Genomic DNA, 18,350 nt, shown 5'->3' on the forward strand with positions numbered 1-18,350 from the left:
CTGGTGCTCCGATCGAAAGGACAGGCAAAGTCGATGTCCCGGTAACGGATCTCGAACTCTATCAGCAGATTTCGGAGAGCGTCCGTTCCGGCGAGGGTTATTATGAGGCTGCCATCAGGCACCAGAGGCAGGCAGAGTTCCCATTGCAGCCGGCGAGCACTGTCCGCATGCCGACGCTTGCTTATCTGACAACCCTGGTTCCGCCGCACTACGTGACGGTATTACTCCTCTTCGCGAATATCCTTGCCTGGGTGGGACGAATGCCCGGAACCCCGGCCGAACGAGCGGTGGCGGGGGTTCTGCTGGCGGTCGGAGGCTTTTTAGCTTTCGATCAGAGCATGGCCTACCTGCATGACCTTTGGGCAGGCCTGTTGCTGTCGCTTGCACTTGTCTCCTATTCCGAAGAAAGATGGTGGCCGACTTGGCTCTTTGCGGCCTTGGCACTCGCAATCCGCGAGCATGCCATCGTTTTTGCCGCTCTTTTCGGAGCCTTGTCGCTTTACCGGCAACGTTGGCCCGAAACGATTGCCTGGACTATCTTGGGGGCGGCCTTCCTTGCTGGAACTGTTGCCCACTATCACGCCGTCGCACAATTAACCACGGACACCGACAAGGCCTCCGACGGATGGCTGTGGTTGCTCGGACCTAAGGCTTTCCTGAACGACATTCTCGCCCTGACCCTCCTGCGCCTCTTGCCCAACTGGGTGTCTGGGCCACTGGCAATCCTGCCGTTCCTCGGCTGGGCGATCCTGAGCGACAAGCGCCCGCTGATCGTATTTACGACCTTCGCCATCCTGTTTTGCTTTGTCGGGCGCGAAGACAATTTTTATTGGGGCTTTCTTGTTTTGCCGGCCTATCTCGCAGGCCTTGCTCTGGTTCCACGAGCTATCATTCAGTTCTGGAAGGGAAAACCGCAAATGGTGGGCGCTGACGGGCTCGAACCGCCGACCCTCTCGGTGTAAACGAGATGCTCTACCAACTGAGCTAAGCGCCCCACTTCGTGGAGAGGCGCGGATTTAGCCGGGATTGGCGTTGCGTCAAGCCAAAGACGGAGCGGCGAGGGCAACAAAATGCTCTGAGGCCGCCGACAAACCGAGACGGTCTCGAAGTTTACCGACCCTTATCTGCCTCCATTGCCAGGCAAAGCGCTCCGATAATGCCGGCATCATCGCCAAGCGACGGTTTGACTATTCTGTGAATGGCGGCGGCGGGAAGGTAGCCGCGATCCAACTCCCTTTCCGTGGCCCTTATGCGATCGAGCAGTCCTGGCGTGTTCATGACGCCCCCTCCCAACACGATGACCTCTGCCGAAGACATCGCGAAGATCGTGTGACAGAGGTGAGCGAGATAGTGCGCTATGACCGCATGTGCCGCGTGATCTTCGGGGAGCTCGGAGAGAGATTTCCCCCAGCGCCTCATGATGGCTGGTCCCGAAGCGAGGCCCTCGAGGCAGTCGCCATGTGTGGGACAAACGCCTTCAAATGCCGCGTCGCTTTCGTGCCGGCGCGGGAAAATGTGGCCCATTTCGGGGTGTGCTGCGCCATGGACCGCTTTGCCATCGAGAACGAGGCCCCCGCCGATCCCCGTGCCGACGGTCACATAGGCAAGCGAATTGGCGTCTTCGCCGGCACCGAACCGGCTCTCTGCCAGCGCCGCTCCATTGACGTCGGTGTCGAAACCGATCGGAACGCCGAATTCACGGCCGAAGAACCCTGCAAGGTCGCAATCGGCCCAGCCGGGCTTGGGGGTGTTGGTGATCCTGCCCCACCGTCCGTCTTTCGGATCGACTACGGCAGGACCGAAAGTCGCAATTCCGATTGCCGAAAGTCTGCCCTGGTTGTGGAACCACGCTGCAGCTTCGGGAAGCGTTTCGCCGGGCGTTCGGGTCGGTATCGTGTGCCTTGCGGTTAGATTGATCGGCGAGGTGCCCGTGCCCAGGACGAACTTCGTGCCACCGGCCTCGATCGCGCCATATAGGGGCCAGTTGTTGCTCATGCGCTGAAGGCATTCTGCGAACGCTCAGTGTGCCACCACTCAACATGACCAGTAGTTCGCAAGTCTGAGCTCCGGCGACAACAGGGTGCTCTGGCCCCCCCAGAGCAATCGGTGCCTTGCTCCATGCCAAACGATGCGCGCGTATTCCAGTCCGTTCGCGGGGCGGTTCCTAGACTGCGGTGCTGAACCTGCCTGGCGTTTCGCCGCGATACCGGTCGAAAGTAGCAGCGATTGTTCGAGCGTAGGGGAGTCCGTCTGCCATAATGGTCAGGCATTCATCGTCGATCGATGCGAGGCCGCGCTCCATAAATGGTGCCAGCCTCTCTCTGGCTGCAGGAAGGTGGCTCGTGTCCAGTCTTGCGCGGCCGTGGCACAGGAGCTGCTCGATGATCGCGCCGCGACGCTGGTCATCCGCGGTCCGCAATATGCCACGATTGGCCGCCAGCTGGCCTTGCGATGCGATCATGCGGTAGCGACCGCCGTTCTTCTCGTTTTGTGCGAGCATCTGCGGGAAGCTGCTGATGGCCGATGCGCCCAAGCCGATGAGCACATCGCTCGGGTCGTCGGTGAATCCCTGGAAGTTGCGACGCAATTTGCCGGACATGGCCGCGTGCGCCAGCGGATCGCTGCCCGGCCTTGCGAAATGATCGAAGCCAACCGGTGCGTACCCGTGGGTGACGAGGTAGGAAAAGCCGAAGGCCGCCATGTCGAAGCGTTCCCTCTGGCCGGGAAGCTTGGTCGCATCGATCGCCTTCTGGCGCGGCACGATGTGCGGCACATGGGCATAACCGAAGAGTGCTATCCGGTCGGCACCGAGCACGCGTGTGCGGTGCAAGGTGTCTTCAAGATCGTGCATGTCCTGCCCTGGCAGACCGTACATCAGATCGAAGTTGAGCGACGTCACACCCGCCTCGCGCAGCCAGTCGACGGTGCGCAGGATCGTATCCTCCGATTGCTCCCGGCCGATGGCGGTCTGGCAATGCGGTGCGAAGGTCTGCACACCGAGACTTGCGCGAGTGACGCCCGCCGCCCCGAGTGCGGCAGCCCAGTCGCGGCTCATGGTCCTTGGGTCGAGTTCCACCGAAATGATCGGGTCGGAAAGGTCGAAATGATCGGCGAGGCGGTCGGTGAGAATAGCGAATTCGCCGGGTGAAATTGCGTTTGGACTGCCGCCCCCGAAAGCTATGCGGCCAACCCGCACGCCCCGTGGAAGCAACGAAGCCACGGTCTCAATCTCCGTGTGCAGGGCCGCGAGGTAGGATTCGAGGCGCTGGCGACGATTGGCGCGCCCGGTGTTGCAGCCGCAGTAGAAGCAGATCTGTTCGCAAAACGGGATATGCAAATAGAGCGAGACCTCGCCTGCCGCTCCTTTGAGGGCTGCGCGGTAGTCGGCGGTTGCGATTTCGCCAAAGTCGGCGGCGGTGGGATAGCTCGTATAGCGCGGGACGGGCGTAGCGAGCAGGTCGGGATGATAGGGCCACATGCGGCCATCTGCGCCGCATTCCCGGCACCGGTCATTGCGACAGATCAAACTTCCTGCGGTTGCAACCTGCATGACAAGCCTTTTCGGCGCATGGGAGCGCCGGTTCCGGCTTTTGCTGCTTAACGGGAATCTCGATCTGCCCGCCGTTGCATAAGGCGGCGGTAATCGACCGCTGAGCCGGCGGGAGCGGACCGACTATCAACGGCAGCAACGATGCGAGGCCGAGCACGACCGCGTTCATTGCTGGTCCTCGGGATCGTCGATCAGAATGCGTTGCGCTGCGCCATCGAGATCCTCGAACTGGGAATCGCGCATGGCCCAGAAGAAGGCTGCCAAGCCCAGAGCGCCCATGCCGAGCGCGATGGGGATCAGGAAGGTGAGACCGTTCATCGTCCTTCCTTCGCCAAGCGGAGGGAGTTTCCGACGACCACGAGCGAACTCAGCGACATGGCGATGGCGGCGATCAGCGGCGTGACCATGCCCAGCAGGGCGAGTGGAACGGCGAGGATATTGTAGCCGATAGCGAAACCGAAATTCTGCCGCACGATGCTCATTGTCCGCCGAGCCACACGCACGGCATGGGCGACAGGCATGAGCCCGCGGCCCAGGAACACTGCGTCGGCGGCCTGCTGGCTGACATCGCTCGCCGTGCCGGGAGCGATGGAAGCATGGGCGGCGGCGAGGGCAGGGCCGTCATTGATCCCGTCACCGACCATCAACGGGTGAAGACCGCGGGATCGCAGTTCCTCCAGCAAGGCGAGCTTGCCCTCCGGGCGTATTTCACCCTGACCGGCAATGCCGAGCTTCGCGGCGAGCGCGTCGACCGCGGAAGATCGGTCGCCGGAAATCACGCGGCTCTCGACACCCATCAGCGAGAGCTGGGCGAGTGCCTCCCTCGCGTCGGGGCGGAGCTGGTCGGTGAATGCAATGGTCGTGGACGCCCCGTCGATCTGGAGCGCAGTAGAGGGACCCTCGGTAGCGACGAACGAGCGCGCAAGAGCGACTTTTCTTCCGCCGATCCGGCCGGTGACCCCTGAACCGCTCTCTTCGACGACCGACTCGATCTCCGCGGGGACAACCCCTTCCGCCGCGAGGGCACGGGACAGGCCTAGGCTCAGCGGGTGGCGACTTGCCTGTGCGAGGCCCATGGCTATCGCTTTCTGTTCGTCGCTCAGCGCGGTGATGTTGGGCACAGGCTCCCCGAGGGTCAAGGTGCCGGTCTTGTCGAATAGTGCCGTATCGACCTCGGCCAGCCGCTCTAGCGCGCTCCCGTCCTTGACCAGCAGGCCCTTCTTGGCGAGCGCGCCCGACGCGACAACCTGCGCGGCCGGCACTGCAAGGCCCATGGCGCAGGGACAGGTGATGATGAGCACCGCGATCGCGACTGTCAGAGAGAAATGCCAGCCTGCGCCCGCCACCATCCAGCCGATGAATGCGAGCAGTGCGAGCGAATGGACGGCGGGAGCATACAGCCGCGACGCGCGGTCGGCGATGCGGACGTACTGGCTGCGCGACTGGCCCGCTTCGTCCATCAGGCGGGCGATCTCGGCAAGAACGGTGTCGGAAGCGACTGCGGTGATGCGGACGTCAACCGGATTGCCGAGATTGATGGCACCAGCGTGCACCACGTCTCCCGTCGCGGCGGGCTGCGGCGCACTTTCGCCCGTCAGCATGGCATTGTCGATCGCCGTATCGCCCTTCTCGATGATGCCGTCGGCTGCGAGAGCCTCGCCGACTGCGACCTGCATCAGCATCCCGGGCTCGAGGTCGTCGGCGTCGAGTACCCTCGTCGAACCGTCCGCGCCGAGGATGTGCGCGCGCTTGCCCATGCGTGACAGCAGGGCGCCGATCCCCGCCCGCGTGCGATTGCGCATCGATGCATCGAGCGCACGTCCTGCAAGGAGGAAGAACAGCAGCATGACCGCGCCGTCGAAATAGGCGTCTTCACCGCCGATGACGGTCTCGTAAAGGCTGAGCCCGGATGCGAGGATCACTCCGATGGAAATCGGAACGTCCATATTGGTGCGGCGATGACGCAAGGCCATGAGCGCACTCGAGAAGAAGGGGCGCCCGGAATAGGCTATCACGGGCAGCGCGATCAGCGCCGAAAGCCAGTGGAAGAGCTCGCGCGTCACTCCACCCGCACCCGACCAGACGCTGACCGAGAGCAGCATGATGTTCATCATCCCGAAGCCGGCAACTGCTAGTGCGCGCAGGAGCGACTTTGCTTCCGCGTCGTCCGTGGCCAGGGGATTTGCGGCAACCGGCTGGGCCTCGTAACCCAAATCTTCCAGCGCGCCGATGAGGGCATCGTCGCTCAAGGAATCGACGTGTCGCACGGCAACGCGCTTGGCCGAGAAGTTGACGCGAACCGAATCCACACCCTCGACCTTGGCTAGCCCGCGTTCGATCGTCGCTATGCAACCGGCACAACGGATGCCGGGCACGGTGAAGCGCGTGTCGACCAGGTGCGGTGCTGTGCCTTCAATGGTCGCATGGACACTCACGAGATGTGGGCCTCCCGAGCCCAGACCTTGCCCGAGTTGCGAAGCGTGAGGCGGACGGTCCAGCGCCCGGCCGGTATCGGATCGCTGGAACGGAACTCGTCAGGACCCGAACGCTCGAATTTCACCGTCCGCGCATCGGGTGTGCCGAGCGGGCGGCGGATCTCGGCAGAAGCGGTCGCAAAATTAGGGACGTCGGTGGTGCTGACGACCAAATGCCCGTCGTTATCGCGAGCAATCTCGGCGTTGTAGCCGAGCTTGTCCTGTTCGCGCGCTTCCTCGAGCCAGCCGTTGTATTTCTGGCTGGCGACATAGGAGTTTTCGACCACCACGCCGCCGAACCCTTCCGTGGCCAGCGCTGCCATGGTGAAGTTCACGGCAAAGACGATACCGAAACCTACCACCAGGATCGCGGTCATGTGCCGCCCGGTGAATTCCTTGCGCATCATTCTTCTCCCGGCGCATCGAAGCGCGTGGTGACGGTGTCAATCTCGCCCTTCTCGTCGAGAGAGCGCAAGCGGAAGCTGAACTCCTGCGACGAGGCTCCGGTCGGCACTGCGACGTAGGCACGGACCGAGCGGACCTGGTCGGCAGCGACGGTCACGGTCTGGGTTTCCGCCGCTTGATCGCGGCCAACGGTGTCGGTCCACATCACGGCGCCGGGAAGACCAACAACGGCAATTTCCATGCGGCGCGGGCGACTTTCCATGTTGCGCAGCTTGAGCGTGTAGGAATTGCGCACCGAACCGTCGCTCATCAGCATGAAGGGCGGATTGCGGTCGGGAGCCACGGTCAGGTCGGTGTGGCTGCGCACGCCGAGCGCGAAGAGAAGCGCAAGTCCGATGCCTGCCCAGATGCCGAAGTAGACCATCGTGCGCGGGCGGAGCAGTGCTTTCCACGCGGGGCGCGGTTCGCCGCCTGCCGCCTCGCGCTCGCAATCCTCCAGCGTGGCGTAATCGATCAGGCCACGAGGGCGACCGATGTCCTTCATCACGCGGTCGCAGGCGTCGATGCACAGGGCGCAGGTTATGCAGCCGATCTGCGGTCCTTCGCGAATGTCGATCCCCGTCGGACAGACCTGCACACACTGGGTACAATCGATGCAGTCGCCGAACTGGTCCGGGTTCTTTGCTGCCTTCTTCACGCTACCGCGCGGTTCCCCGCGCCAGTCCTTGTAGGTGACGATGAGCGACTTCTCGTCGAGCATGGCGGTCTGGATGCGCGGCCAGGGGCACATGTAGATGCACACCTGTTCGCGCATGAAACCGCCGAGCGTGACCGTGGTCAAGGTGAGCACGGCGACTGTGATGTAGGCGACCGGCGCCGCCTCTCCGCGCCAGAAGTCGTGCACCAGCGTCGGCGCATCGGCAAAATACATGATCCATGCGCCGCCGGTCCAGAAGCCGATGACGAGATAGATCGACCACTTGAAGGCGCGGCGCAGCACCTTGCCCCAGGTCCACGGCGCGGCGTCGAGGCGCATGCGGGCATTGCGATCGCCATCGACGAAGCGGTCGACATGCTGGAAGACGTCGGTCCAGACCGTCTGCGGACAGGCATAGCCGCACCACGCACGTCCGACTGCGCTCGTCACCAGGAAGAGGCCGATGCCCGCCATGATCAGCAGGCCTGCGACGAAGTAGAATTCGTGCGGCCAGATCTCGATGCCGAACATGTAGAAGCGGCGGTTGGCAAGGTCGACCAGGACCGCCTGGTCCGGCGAGTAGGGTCCGCGGTCCCAGCGGATCCACGGCGTGCCGTAGTAGATCGCGAGAGTGACGAGCATTACGAACCACTTGAACCGACGGAAGGGCCCGTCGATGCGCTTGTTGTGCACGAAAGCGCGCTTCTCGTAGAGCTTCTCGGGCAGCGTCGTGCGCGGCGGTTCATGCGGTTCGTGTCGGCGGGTCGCCGCCTCGGCATCGGCGACCGCGCTCGACACGGGTTCGTTGGATTTGGTCACGCCGTCGTCGACGACGGCCGACCAGTCACGGCCTTCAGGGTTGCTCATCAACCTTCACCTCGGGATCGGCTGCGACCTCCACGAAGTCTTCGCCTCCCCCGAGCGAATGAACATATGCGGCGAGCATCTTGATCGTCACCGGATCGAGACGGCCCTGCCAGTGCGGCATCACGCCCATGCGCGGCTGCAGGATTTGCTGCTTCAGCGCCTCGCGGCTGCTTCCGCGCAGCCAGATCGCATCGTTGAGACGCGGTGCGCCGAGCGAGCGGTTTCCTTCGCCGCCAGCGCCATGGCAGGCCGCGCAATTGTCCGCGAACAGCGACGCACCTGCGGCATTGGGCTTCTCCTTGCCGCTCAGCGACAGGACGTGGCTGACCAATGCGTCAAGCTGCTGCGGGTTGAACGCCCCCGCAAACGGCGGCATCGCGCTCGTCCGCGTACCTTCGTCACCCGGCTGGCGGATGCCGTGAGTCAGCGTGTATTCGATCGTCTTGAGGTCACCGCCCCACAGCCAGTCATCGTCGTTGAGATTGGGGTAGCCCAGTTCATGGCTGCCTGCTGCCCCGGAGCCGTGGCATTGTACGCAGTTGACCTTGAATGCGGCAGCACCACCGGCGACGGCCTTCTGGAGCAGTTCGCTGTTGTCGGACAGGCGCTCGATCGGAACCTGCGCCAGCTGCTCGCGCACCGATGCGCGCGCCTGGTCGGCAACGCTCATTTCCTCGGCCAACTGGCCACGGCTTGACCAACCCAGATAGCCCGTCGTGGCCCGATCGATCATCGGCCAGGCGGGGAAGGCAATCACATAGCCGATGGCAAACACGATCGTCAGGTAGAAGGTCCACAGCCACCACCGCGGCAGCGGGGTGTTGAGTTCCTCGATGCCGTCCCATTCATGGCCGACGGTTTCGGTGCCCGTAGGCTGGTCGACGCGCTTATTCACCATCGTCTTGTCCCTCGAAAATCATGGTCGCGGCGGTGCGGTTCTTGTCCTTCGAACCGGGGCGGAAAGGCCATGCGCAGAGCGTCAAGAAGATGAAGAACATGATCGCGAGGCCAATGCCGTCGGCAAAGTGGCGCAAGGTATCGTAAGTGCTCACCGGCCCTTCTCCTTGGCGAGTTCCTCCATCGGGCCGGCACTGTCGACGTCGACCAGCGTGCCGAGCATCTGGAGGTACGCGATGAGCGCATCCATCTCGGTCAGGCGGGTCGGGTTACCGTCGAAATCGCGGATCTGCGCCTTGGGATAGCGCGTGGCGAGATCGCCGGCATCGGCTTCCGGATTGGCTTGGGCGAGCATGTCGTCCTTGGCCTTGGCGATATCGTCCTTGCTGTAGGGAACACCCACGCGGCTGAGCGCCGTCAGCGTGGCCTTGGGATCGCCGATCTGAAGCTCATTCTCCGCGAGGAAGCCGTATTGCGGCATCACGCTTTCGGGGACGACGCTCTGCGGGTTGGTCAGGTGCTGGACGTGCCATTCATCCGAATAGCGACCGCCCACGCGGGCAAGATCGGGTCCGGTGCGCTTAGATCCCCACTGGAAGGGGTGGTCGTACATGCTCTCGGCCGCGAGACTGTAGTGGCCATAGCGTTCGACCTCGTCACGGAACGGACGGATCATCTGGCTGTGGCAGGTATAGCAGCCTTCGCGGATGTAGATGTCGCGTCCGGCCTGCTCCAGCGGAGTGTAGGGGCGCATGCCTTCGACCTTCTCGATCGTGTTATCGATCCAGAACAGCGGGGCGATTTCAACGATGCCGCCGATGGCCACGGTCGCGAAGGTGGCGACGGCGAGCAGGGTAATGTTCTTCTCGAGCCGCTTGTGCCCGGCGAAAGGTTCCTTGGGTGTATCGCTCATTGCTGGTCTCTCACTCGGCCGGGACGGCGCTGGGCTGGGTGGCGACGATGGGGCGGTCTGCCTCCGGATCGTAGGCGGCGTCGCGCATGGGGGCTTCCTCGCGCAGCTTGCCGGCGATGGTCATCCAGATGTTGTAGGTCATCAGGATGGCGCCGCTCAGGTACATGAGCCCGCCCACGGCACGCATGACGTACATCGGGAACATGGCGGCGACGGTGTCGGCGAAAGACCAGACGAGGTAGCCGTCCGGGCCGTATTCGCGCCACATGAGGCCCTGCATCACGCCGGCAACCCACATGCTCGCGGCGTAGAAGACGATACCGACGGTCGCGAGCCAGAAGTGCCAGTTGATCATGCGCAGCGAATAGAGGCGCTTGCGCTTCCACAGCCTGGGCACGAGGAAATAGACGCAGGCAAAGGTGATCATGCCGTTCCATCCCAGCGCGCCCGAATGCACGTGGCCGATGGTCCAGTCGGTGTAGTGGCTGAGGCTGTTGACGCTCTTGATCGACAGCATCGGCCCTTCGAAGGTGCTCATGCCGTAGAACGCCAGTGCCATCACCATCATGCGGATGATCGGGTCGGTGCGGACCTTGTCCCAGGCGCCGTTCAGCGTCATCAGGCCGTTGATCATGCCGCCCCAGCTGGGCATCCACAGCATCACCGAGAACACCATTCCCAGCGTCTGCGCCCAGTCGGGCAATGCCGTGTAGTGGAGGTGGTGCGGTCCCGCCCAGATGTAGAGAAAGATCAGCGACCAGAAGTGGATGATCGACAGGCGGTAGGAATAGACCGGGCGTTCGGCCTGCTTCGGGACGAAGTAATACATCATCGCCAGAAAGCCCGCGGTCAGGAAGAAGCCGACCGCGTTATGGCCGTACCACCACTGGGTCAGCGCATCCTGCACGCCCGCGAAGGCACTGTAGCTCTTGGCGCCCAGCAGGCTGACCGGCATCGCCAGGTTGTTGACCACGTGCAGCATCGCCACCGTGACGATGAAGGCGAGGTAGAACCAGTTGGCGACGTAGATGTGTGGCTCGCGGCGCTTGGCCAGCGTGCCGACGAAGACGATCAGGTAGGCCACCCAGACGATCGTCAGCCACAGGTCGACGTACCACTCGGGTTCTGCATACTCCTTCGACTGGGTGACGCCGAGAAGGTAGCCGGTGGCGGCCAGGACAATGAACAGCTGGTATCCCCAGAACACGAAACGGGCGAGGGCCGGGAAGGCCAGCTGCGTGCGGCAGGTTCGCTGCACGACGTAGAAACTCGTTGCCAGCAGCGCATTGCCACCGAAAGCGAAGATCACCGCACTGGTATGCAGCGGGCGAACGCGGCCGAAGTTGAGATAGGGTTCGAAATTGAGCTGCGGGAACGCGAGCTGGCTGGCGATGAACACGCCTGCGAGGAGGCCCGCGAGGCCCCAGAACATCGTCGCGATGACGCCCCAGCGGATCGGATCGTCGTCATAGCGCGACGGCCCGTCGGGCATGTGGAAGAAGCCCTTGGCCTTGCCCGCCGGATCGAAGCGCGATGCGCTCATCCAGATCATCACGAAGGCCAGCACCGCCACGATCGAGGCGTGGGCGGCAAAGCCTCCGTCGGCGGCGGCGACGGCAGCGGCCATTGCCGCCAGCATGATCAGGAACCAGAGGCCTATCCGGCCGAGTGCGGCTTCCGCTTGCATGGAAATCTCCGTGATTTTTCCGACGCGTATGACGGAGCCCCTGTGCCCGCATTGATCTGCGTCAATTTTTGAAAAGTTTTCACGCGGCCGCGCTCAGGTATCCGGCGCAGTCCTCGAGGCGATTTGGATCGAGCAGCAGGATGCCGGAGCGTCCGACCGTTTCGATCAGCGACTGTTCGCGCAGCAGCGTGAGCTGGCGGCTGACGGTCTCGATCGTCAGGCCAAGGCTGTCGGCGATGTCGCGCCGGGACATGGGCAGGTCGAGACTGATACCGCGCTCCACCGGCGTCCCGATCCGTTCGGCCATCGCCAGCAAGAAGCTGGCGATCCGCTCGGATGCCGATTTCCGGCCGAGCGTGACCGTCTTTTCCCTGCAGCGTAGCAGCGAAGTGCTCGATGCGGCGAACAACCTGCCTATCACTCCGGCATTCTCCCGCGCGATGTCTAGGAATCTCTCGCCGGGGAACGAAAGCAGCGTGGCGTCGCGCAATGCGCAGATCGAATAGGAGTGGTGCAGCCGCGCCGGGATGGAGACGACGTCGCCAGCAAAGTGGAACGCCACGATCTGGTCGCGCGAGTGCGATGCGTGAGCGACGAGCTTGGTCGAGCCATCGCAAATATAGACGAACTGCTCGATGTGGTCGTCGACGAGGAGATTCTGGTCGCGCGACACCTCTGCAAGCCGCGCAAGGCACGCAACCTTGCGCCGGAACTCGGGCTCCGCGCCATCCGTCAGGTAGCGGGAAGAGAATTCCTCGAAGGACTGTTCGAATGTCGTCATCGATCCGCCAGTCGCGCAAGGCTGCCGACAAATCTTTGATCGAAGTCAATGAAGGCAGAATTTCGGTCGCCTAGCCATCCGGCGAGCGCTGCAAGAACCTGGGCCGCAAAGGGCGGCCACTGCACCGCCAGAGGAAATGAAGATGAAGAAGCTGCTCGTCGCAGCAATGGTCGGCACGGCATTCCTTGCCGCTCCGGCCCAGGCTCAGGACAATACCGGCAAGGTGCAGGTCAAGCTGCTGGGCACTGCGGTGCTTCCGGACGGAAAGATTACCGACAAGCCCGTCGATCTCGTACCTCTCCCGGCTGCGACCCAGACCAAGGCAAACGACAATGTCGTGCCGACGGTGGCGATCGAATACTTCTTCACTCCCGAGGTCTCGATCGAGACTATCTGCTGCATGACCCAGCACGACGTCGATGCAGTTGCCGGGTTGCCCGGCGCCGAACTCGTCTCGAACGCCAAGGTCATTCCGGCCACCTTCACGGCGAAATATCACCTCAACGCAGGCGGCATCTCGCCCTATGTCGGCGCTGGCGTGACCTACTTCCTGTGGGTCGACGTAAAGCCGGGCGCAGCCACGGTTCCGGCGCCCCTCAACGTCACCAAGACGAAGTTTTCCGACGAATTCGGCTTCGTCCTGCAGGCGGGCGTCGACGTTCCGGTCGGTGACAGCGGTTTCGGCATCACCCTCGATGCGAAGCGCTACTTCGTCGATACGACGGCGCAATGGTACGTCGGCAACACGCTGGCCATCGAGACCGATCACAAGCTCGACCCCTGGGTCCTGAGTGCGGGCGTCGCCTACCGCTTCTGACCGACAAGTACGCGTGACCCGCGCCGCCAAGCGCGCTATCGGCGCGGGTCATGACCACAAGGCTCACAGTTCTCGCCACGGGTGGCACGATCGCCGGCATCGCCGGGTCGGCAATCGCCAACGACTACACGGCGGGCGAGATTTCCATCGACGAGTATCTCGAAAAGGTCGGTGTCCTCGGCCTCGGCGCGGAACTGTCGGGGCGCCAGATCGCCAATATCGATTCCGCCGACATGGGACCGGAGGTGTGGAACCTGCTCCACCCCGCAATCGCCGAGGCATTGGCTGATGCTGACTGCGACGGAGTTATCGTCACCCACGGGACCGACACGCTCGAGGAAACCGCTTTCCTGCTCGACCTGACGCTGCCTGCGACCAAGCCGGTCGTCGTTGTCGGCGCGATGCGCCCGGCCGATGCGGTCGGCTATGACGGCTTGCGCAATTTCGCCAATGCCGTGCGCGTCGCCGGCGACCCGCAAGCAAGCGGGCGCGGCGTGATGGTGGTGATGGGCGATCGTGTCTTCGCCGCACGCGACGTGCGCAAGGTGAGAACCCGCGGGACCGAGGCATTCCGCGGTTTCCCGCGCGAATCCATCGGTCTGGTCACCCCGTCGACGCTCGAATGGTTCGGCGCGCCGTGGCGGGGCAACACCGATGCCGCATTCCCGTGGAGCGACGACCTTCCGCAGGTCGCCATCATCTACATCCATGCGGCGATCTGTGCCGATGACGTCGCGCGGCAGGTCGATGCAGACACGAGGGGCATCGTCGTGGCAGGAGTGGGTGAGGGCAACATGCCTGAACGCGTGCGTCGGGAGATCGTCCGGCTGGCGGCAAACGGAACTCCCGTAGTGCGGGCGAGCCGGGCAGACGAGGGACTGGTCGACCGCGAGCCCGAGGACGAGGCGAATCGCTTCGTCGCTGCGCGTGCGCTCAATCCGCAAAAGGCGCGCATCCTGCTGCAATTACTGCTTGCCGGCGGCGAGACGAATCCCGCCGCCATCCAGCGCGCCTTCGACGGCCGTTAGTCGTCAGCCGTTGGGCAGGACGAGGTACTTCTCGCCGGTCTTCATCTGGCGATAGTCGAGGATCGCATCCTTGGTCAGCATGCCCTCGAGGTCGACCTTGGTCTTGTAGCTGCTGGCGAAGGTGGTGGTCAGGTTGTCGAGCACGCGCTTGCGCATGCGCATCACCGTTTCCATCCCTGCGGTCGCGAGGAACGGAGTCAGCAGCCAGCCCGACAGGGTCCAGCCGAAGCCATAAGACGGGGTCAGCGTGGTCGGCCCGAAGTCGAGGCGTCCATAGATGAACATGCGCTTCTGCTGGTTCGAGCCATAACGCGAATATTCGGTCATCTTCGACACTGCGACCTGCTCCATTGCCTTGAAGCAGGTGTCGACCATGGTCCCGCCACCGATCGGGTCGAAGCCGTAGAAGGCGTCGGTCTGGTCGATGGCGGCCTTGAGCTTGGCCATGAAGTCGGCATCGGATGAATCGACCACGTGCGTTGCGCCGAGACCCTTGAGCAGTTCTGCCTGGTCGGGCTTGCGGACGATGTTGACGAGGCCGAGGCCGTCTTCCTGGCAGATCTTGACCAGCATCTGGCCGAGGTTCGACGCTCCGACAGTGTGGAGGATGGCTTTCTGGCCATCCATCTTGGCGTTCTCGGCAAAGCCCAGAGCGGTCATCGGGTTGACGAAGCTCGACGCACCGTCCTCGGCGCTGTGGTCACCCAGCGGCAGGCACATCGCAGCATCGGCAATGGCGTATTCGGAATAGGCATTGCCGGGCACGCAGGCGACGCGCTGGCCCATCAGCGCCTTGGCCATGTCGCTGTCGCCGGTCGCGACGACAGTGCCCGCACCTTCGTTGCCAGCGGGGAGGCGCTGGCCGTGGCGGGCCTTCTGGCCGGAATTGAATGGCTCGGGCATCTTGGCGACGACCTTGCCCGGCGAATAGGTGGCGTTCTCGAAATCGGCTGCGCCGGTCAGGATGGCGAGGTCGGAAGGGTTGATCGGCGCCGCTTCCATCTTGACCAGGACCTGGTTGCCGGTGGGATCGGGAAACTCGCGGCTGGCGATTTCGACCGTTAGCGTACCGTCGCTTTCAAGAGTGGTGAAAAGCTGCTTTCCGGTAGTCGGCATATCCATTCTCCCAATTCGAATCTGGTATGGAGGCCTCGCTACGCTTCCGCCGGACGATTGGCTAGGCTGACGTTAGGTCAACTGTTTGACGGATAGACCGCGCGCACGAAATAGAGGCCACAGGACGGGGCATTGAGGCCCAGCGCCTGCCGATCGCGCGCTTCCAGCGCCTCGGCCACCTGCTCCTCGCGCCAGCGGCCCATGCCGACAAGCGCAAGGCAGCCGACCATGCTGCGGACCTGGTGGTGGAGGAAGCTGCGCGCTTCGGCATGGATGCGAACTTCCTCTCCGTCCCTCTCCACGTCGAGCCGATCGAGGGTCTTGATCGGGCTATCCGCCTGGCAATGGGCCGAACGGAAGGTGGTGAAGTCATGAAGTCCGACCAGCGACTGTGCCGCGCGATGCATGGCTTCGTGGTCGAGCGGAGTGCCCAATTGCCATGCCCGGTCGCGGTCGAGCGTCAGTGGCGCGCGGCGATTGGCGATGCGATAGACATAGGCGCGGCCGATACAGGAAAAGCGCGCATGCCAGTCGTCCGGTACCACCTCGCATGCGGTGACAGCGATGGGATCGGGGCGCAGGTGCGCATTCAGCGCCTCCATCAGCCGGAATGGGTCGATGTCCTTCCCGATGTCGAGGTGGCTGCGCATCGCGAGTGCGTGGACGCCGGTATCGGTCCTCCCCGCGCTGTGGAGCCGCACCTCCTCGCCGGTGACGCGAAAGGCGGCTTCCTCCACCGCCTGCTGGACGCTCGGTCCGTCGGCCTGTCGCTGGAGGCCGAAGAAGGGCGTCCCGTCGAATTCGAGGGTCAGCGCGAAGCGGGTCACGTCAGGATCGTGCCCTTCGCCACCGCATTGCCGCGCAGGAAGGTGTCGAGGTCCATCGCCGGCCTGCCCGCGCGTTGCAGGCGGACGGGACGGATGGCGCCGGTGCCGCAGGCGATTGCCATGCGTTCATCGATGACCTCGCCCGCATTGCCAGTGCCTTCGGCCATTTCGGCACGCAAAAGCTTGACGCGGTCGCCGCCCAGTTCGAACCATGCGCCGGGGAAGGGGGCGAGGCCGCGCACCTGCCGCTCGATTTCGTCGGCGGGCTTCGACCAGTCGATCCGGGCCTCTGCCTTGTCGATCTTCGCGGCATAGGTCGCCTGCGCGTCGTCCTGCCTGAGCGGGTGGAGCATCGTAAGGTCGATCAGCGTTCCAACCATCAGCTGGGCGCCGATCTCCGCCAGTTCCTCGGTCAGTTCGCCGGTCGTCTTGTCCTCGATTGGCGTGCGTGCGGTGGCGAGCATCGGTCCGGTGTCGAGCCCGGCTTCCATCTGCATGATCGTGACGCCGGTCACCGGATCGCCCGCCATCACCGCGCGGTGGATCGGGGCCGCACCGCGCCAGTGCGGCAGGATCGAGGCATGGACGTTGAGGCAACCGAACTTCGGCGCATCGAGCACCGCCTGTGGCAGGATCAGCCCATAGGCAGCCACAACTGCGACATCGGCGTCGAGCGCGGCAAATGCCTCTTGCTCTTCTGCCGACTTGAGCGACTTGGGATGCCGCACCTCGATGCCGAGGTCAGCGGCACGCTGATGCACCGGGGTCGGCGTCAATTCGCGACCACGCCTGCCACCGGGACGGGGCGGCTGGGTGTATACGCAGACCACCTCATGCGCCGTATCGACCAGCGCCTGCAGCGTCGGCACCGCGAATTCCGGCGTTCCCATGAAGATTATGCGCATGAAGGGCCTTGTGGTCTTTCTCTGTTCCGCCGTGGCCCCTATCTGTCGGGGCATGGCATCGCAAGAGATCGAGACGCTGGCCGCCGCGCTGGCAAAGCTTCCCGGCCTCGGCCCGCGTAGCGCGCGGCGGGCAGTGCTGTGGCTGGTCAAGCGGCGCGAGACGGCGCTGCCCGCATTGCTCGACGCGTTGGCGACGGTGGGTGAGGCGCTGGTCGAGTGCGACGTTTGCGGCAATGTCGACACGCGCAACCCCTGCGCCATCTGCGCCGACCCGCGCCGCGACGCGAAGTCGCTCTGCGTGGTCGAGGATGTGGCCGACCTCTGGGCGCTCGACCGGGCGAAGCTGTTCACCGGCAAGTACCAGGTCCTCGGGGGTCGCCTGTCCGCACTCGACGGCGTGCGGCCCGAGGACCTCAACATCGCCAAACTCCTCGCGCGGGTGGAAGAGGGCGGGGTCGACGAAGTCGTCCTCGCCATGAACGCGACGCTGGAGGGGCAAACCACCGCCCACTACCTCGCCGAGCGGCTGGAGGCTTTCCCGGTCCGCATCACCCAGCTCGCCCACGGACTGCCCGTCGGCGGCGAACTCGACTACCTCGACGAAGGTACCCTCGCGCAGGCATTGCGCGCACGGAGGCCCGTAGGATAAAAGCATATTGCGAGGGTCGCACCTCGTGGGGGGAGTGACGGGATTGGCGACTTCGGCGCAGCGGGCGGGGGCAATTCATCCTGCTTGGTTCGTGTTCTGGGCGGCATTTCTTTCCGCCAGTATCTATTTCCTGCTCGATTCCGTCGGCGACGTGATGTCACCCGAACTGCAGGACGGTTCGACGACCTGGAACCGCATCGTCTGGTATGTCGGCCACGCTGTAATCGCCTCGCCGATCCTGCTGATCGCACCGCTCCAGTTCATGCCGGGCCTGCGCCAATCGCGACCAGAGGTGCACAGGTGGCTCGGCAGGGTCTTTCTCGGTGGTTGTATCGTGGCCGGATTGCTCGGCATCTTCCTCGGCTCGACGCTCTACCTCCCTGGCTCTCGCATCCCGCTGACCTTGCTGGCAAGCACCTGGGTCTTTTTCGCCGCCATCGCATGGCAGGCGGCACGCCGGCGGGACTTCGTCAATCACCGCAGGTTCGCCATCCGCGCCTTTGCGCTGGGTGGCGCATTCGTTTGGGTGCGGATCATCAACAAGGTGCAGGGCGACGTATTTTCCTGGATGCCGACCGAGGATTTGCAGGAGACGACCAAGGAATGGTTGACCCTGTTCCTGCCCATCTTCGTCACCGAACTCTGGCTCAACTGGGGGCCCACCGCGAAGAAGCTGTTCGCCCGCAAGGCCTGACCGTTCGCGGATTGAATAAAGCGCGAACCGCGACTATCTGGCC

General features: G+C 63.8%; 19 protein-coding genes and 1 tRNA gene. 4 read left to right on the forward strand and 16 right to left on the reverse strand.

The genetic code is table 11. From position 1 onward, the window contains the following. Positions 1–918: 918 nt before the first annotated feature. The 13 genes from IRL76_RS02450 to IRL76_RS02510 form a co-directional block, all read right to left on the reverse strand. Positions 919–994: transfer RNA gene (locus tag IRL76_RS02450), tRNA-Val, on the reverse strand. Between the two features lie 116 nt (positions 995–1,110). After that, a complete protein-coding gene (locus IRL76_RS02455) occupies positions 1,111–1,995 on the reverse strand; it encodes an ROK family protein (RefSeq protein ID WP_200982832.1) in 885 nt (294 codons plus the stop codon). A 169-nt stretch (positions 1,996–2,164) separates the two neighbouring features. Beyond that, positions 2,165–3,478 carry an oxygen-independent coproporphyrinogen III oxidase gene (hemN, locus tag IRL76_RS02460; RefSeq protein WP_200982834.1) on the reverse strand — a complete coding sequence of 438 codons (1,314 nt, stop codon included), beginning with the start codon at positions 3,476–3,478 and terminating at the stop codon, positions 2,165–2,167. A gap of 31 nt (positions 3,479–3,509) precedes the next feature. Beyond that, positions 3,510–3,719: a hypothetical protein gene (locus IRL76_RS02465; RefSeq protein ID WP_200982836.1), complete on the reverse strand. Its 210-nt coding sequence runs from the start codon at positions 3,717–3,719 to the stop codon at positions 3,510–3,512. After that, positions 3,716–3,868 carry a cbb3-type cytochrome oxidase assembly protein CcoS gene (gene ccoS / locus IRL76_RS02470; protein WP_200982838.1) on the reverse strand — a complete coding sequence of 51 codons (153 nt, stop codon included), beginning with the start codon at positions 3,866–3,868 and terminating at the stop codon, positions 3,716–3,718. The genes IRL76_RS02465 and ccoS overlap by 4 nt, the downstream gene beginning before the upstream one ends. Beyond that, positions 3,865–5,985 carry a heavy metal translocating P-type ATPase gene (locus IRL76_RS02475; RefSeq protein WP_246449931.1) on the reverse strand — a complete coding sequence of 707 codons (2,121 nt, stop codon included), beginning with the start codon at positions 5,983–5,985 and terminating at the stop codon, positions 3,865–3,867. Before IRL76_RS02475 ends, ccoS begins: the two co-directional genes overlap by 4 nt. After that, entirely contained in the window at positions 5,982–6,431 is a 450-nt protein-coding gene (locus IRL76_RS02480) for a FixH family protein (protein ID WP_246449933.1), read from the reverse strand. The genes IRL76_RS02475 and IRL76_RS02480 overlap by 4 nt, the downstream gene beginning before the upstream one ends. Then, on the reverse strand, positions 6,428–7,993 hold the full coding sequence (gene ccoG / locus IRL76_RS02485) for a cytochrome c oxidase accessory protein CcoG (protein ID WP_200982840.1): 1,566 nt from the start codon (positions 7,991–7,993) through the stop codon (positions 6,428–6,430). The genes IRL76_RS02480 and ccoG overlap by 4 nt, the downstream gene beginning before the upstream one ends. After that, on the reverse strand, positions 7,980–8,891 hold the full coding sequence (ccoP, locus tag IRL76_RS02490) for a cytochrome-c oxidase, cbb3-type subunit III (protein ID WP_200982842.1): 912 nt from the start codon (positions 8,889–8,891) through the stop codon (positions 7,980–7,982). The genes ccoG and ccoP overlap by 14 nt, the downstream gene beginning before the upstream one ends. After that, complete coding sequence (locus IRL76_RS02495) at positions 8,881–9,045, reverse strand: cbb3-type cytochrome oxidase subunit 3 (RefSeq protein WP_200982843.1); 165 nt, start codon at positions 9,043–9,045, stop codon at positions 8,881–8,883. Before IRL76_RS02495 ends, ccoP begins: the two co-directional genes overlap by 11 nt. After that, a complete protein-coding gene (ccoO, locus tag IRL76_RS02500) occupies positions 9,042–9,803 on the reverse strand; it encodes a cytochrome-c oxidase, cbb3-type subunit II (RefSeq protein ID WP_200982846.1) in 762 nt (253 codons plus the stop codon). The genes IRL76_RS02495 and ccoO overlap by 4 nt, the downstream gene beginning before the upstream one ends. Positions 9,804–9,813: 10 nt before the next feature. Then, positions 9,814–11,490 (reverse strand): cytochrome-c oxidase, cbb3-type subunit I, encoded by a 1,677-nt coding sequence (ccoN, locus tag IRL76_RS02505; RefSeq protein WP_200982848.1) that lies wholly within the window; start codon positions 11,488–11,490, stop codon positions 9,814–9,816. A gap of 79 nt (positions 11,491–11,569) precedes the next feature. Next, entirely contained in the window at positions 11,570–12,271 is a 702-nt protein-coding gene (locus tag IRL76_RS02510) for a helix-turn-helix domain-containing protein (RefSeq protein ID WP_200982850.1), read from the reverse strand. 142 nt (positions 12,272–12,413) lie between these two features. Here IRL76_RS02510 and IRL76_RS02515 point away from each other — a divergent pair, with 142 nt between their 5' ends. Both IRL76_RS02515 and IRL76_RS02520 read left to right on the forward strand, forming a co-directional pair. After that, on the forward strand, positions 12,414–13,088 hold the full coding sequence (locus IRL76_RS02515; RefSeq protein ID WP_200982852.1) for an OmpW/AlkL family protein: 675 nt from the start codon (positions 12,414–12,416) through the stop codon (positions 13,086–13,088). A 50-nt stretch (positions 13,089–13,138) separates the two neighbouring features. Beyond that, the gene (locus IRL76_RS02520) at positions 13,139–14,116 is read left to right on the forward strand and encodes an asparaginase (RefSeq protein WP_200982854.1); all 978 of its coding nucleotides are present in this window, start codon (positions 13,139–13,141) and stop codon (positions 14,114–14,116) included. Positions 14,117–14,119: 3 nt separating this feature from the next. Here the strand turns inward: IRL76_RS02520 and IRL76_RS02525 are convergent, their stop codons facing one another. The 3 genes from IRL76_RS02525 to fmt all read right to left on the reverse strand — a co-directional run bounded on the left by IRL76_RS02525 (position 14,120) and on the right by fmt (position 16,964). Then, complete coding sequence (locus IRL76_RS02525) at positions 14,120–15,232, reverse strand: zinc-binding dehydrogenase (RefSeq protein WP_200982856.1); 1,113 nt, start codon at positions 15,230–15,232, stop codon at positions 14,120–14,122. A gap of 77 nt (positions 15,233–15,309) precedes the next feature. Further along, positions 15,310–16,059, reverse strand: coding sequence for a tRNA pseudouridine(38-40) synthase TruA (gene truA, locus IRL76_RS02530; protein WP_200982858.1), 750 nt, complete (start codon positions 16,057–16,059; stop codon positions 15,310–15,312). Further along, positions 16,056–16,964 (reverse strand): methionyl-tRNA formyltransferase, encoded by a 909-nt coding sequence (fmt, locus tag IRL76_RS02535; RefSeq protein ID WP_200982860.1) that lies wholly within the window; start codon positions 16,962–16,964, stop codon positions 16,056–16,058. The genes truA and fmt overlap by 4 nt, the downstream gene beginning before the upstream one ends. 52 nt (positions 16,965–17,016) lie before the next feature. Between fmt and recR the strand changes: the two genes are divergently transcribed. After that, positions 17,017–17,613 carry a recombination mediator RecR gene (gene recR, locus IRL76_RS02540; RefSeq protein ID WP_200982862.1) on the forward strand — a complete coding sequence of 199 codons (597 nt, stop codon included), beginning with the start codon at positions 17,017–17,019 and terminating at the stop codon, positions 17,611–17,613. Between the two features lie 43 nt (positions 17,614–17,656). After that, positions 17,657–18,307 (forward strand): DUF2306 domain-containing protein, encoded by a 651-nt coding sequence (locus tag IRL76_RS02545; RefSeq protein WP_200982863.1) that lies wholly within the window; start codon positions 17,657–17,659, stop codon positions 18,305–18,307. Positions 18,308–18,350 lie beyond the last annotated feature (43 nt).

It is taken from the genome of Qipengyuania soli, assembly GCF_015529805.1.
Lineage (GTDB): Bacteria > Pseudomonadota > Alphaproteobacteria > Sphingomonadales > Sphingomonadaceae > Qipengyuania > Qipengyuania soli.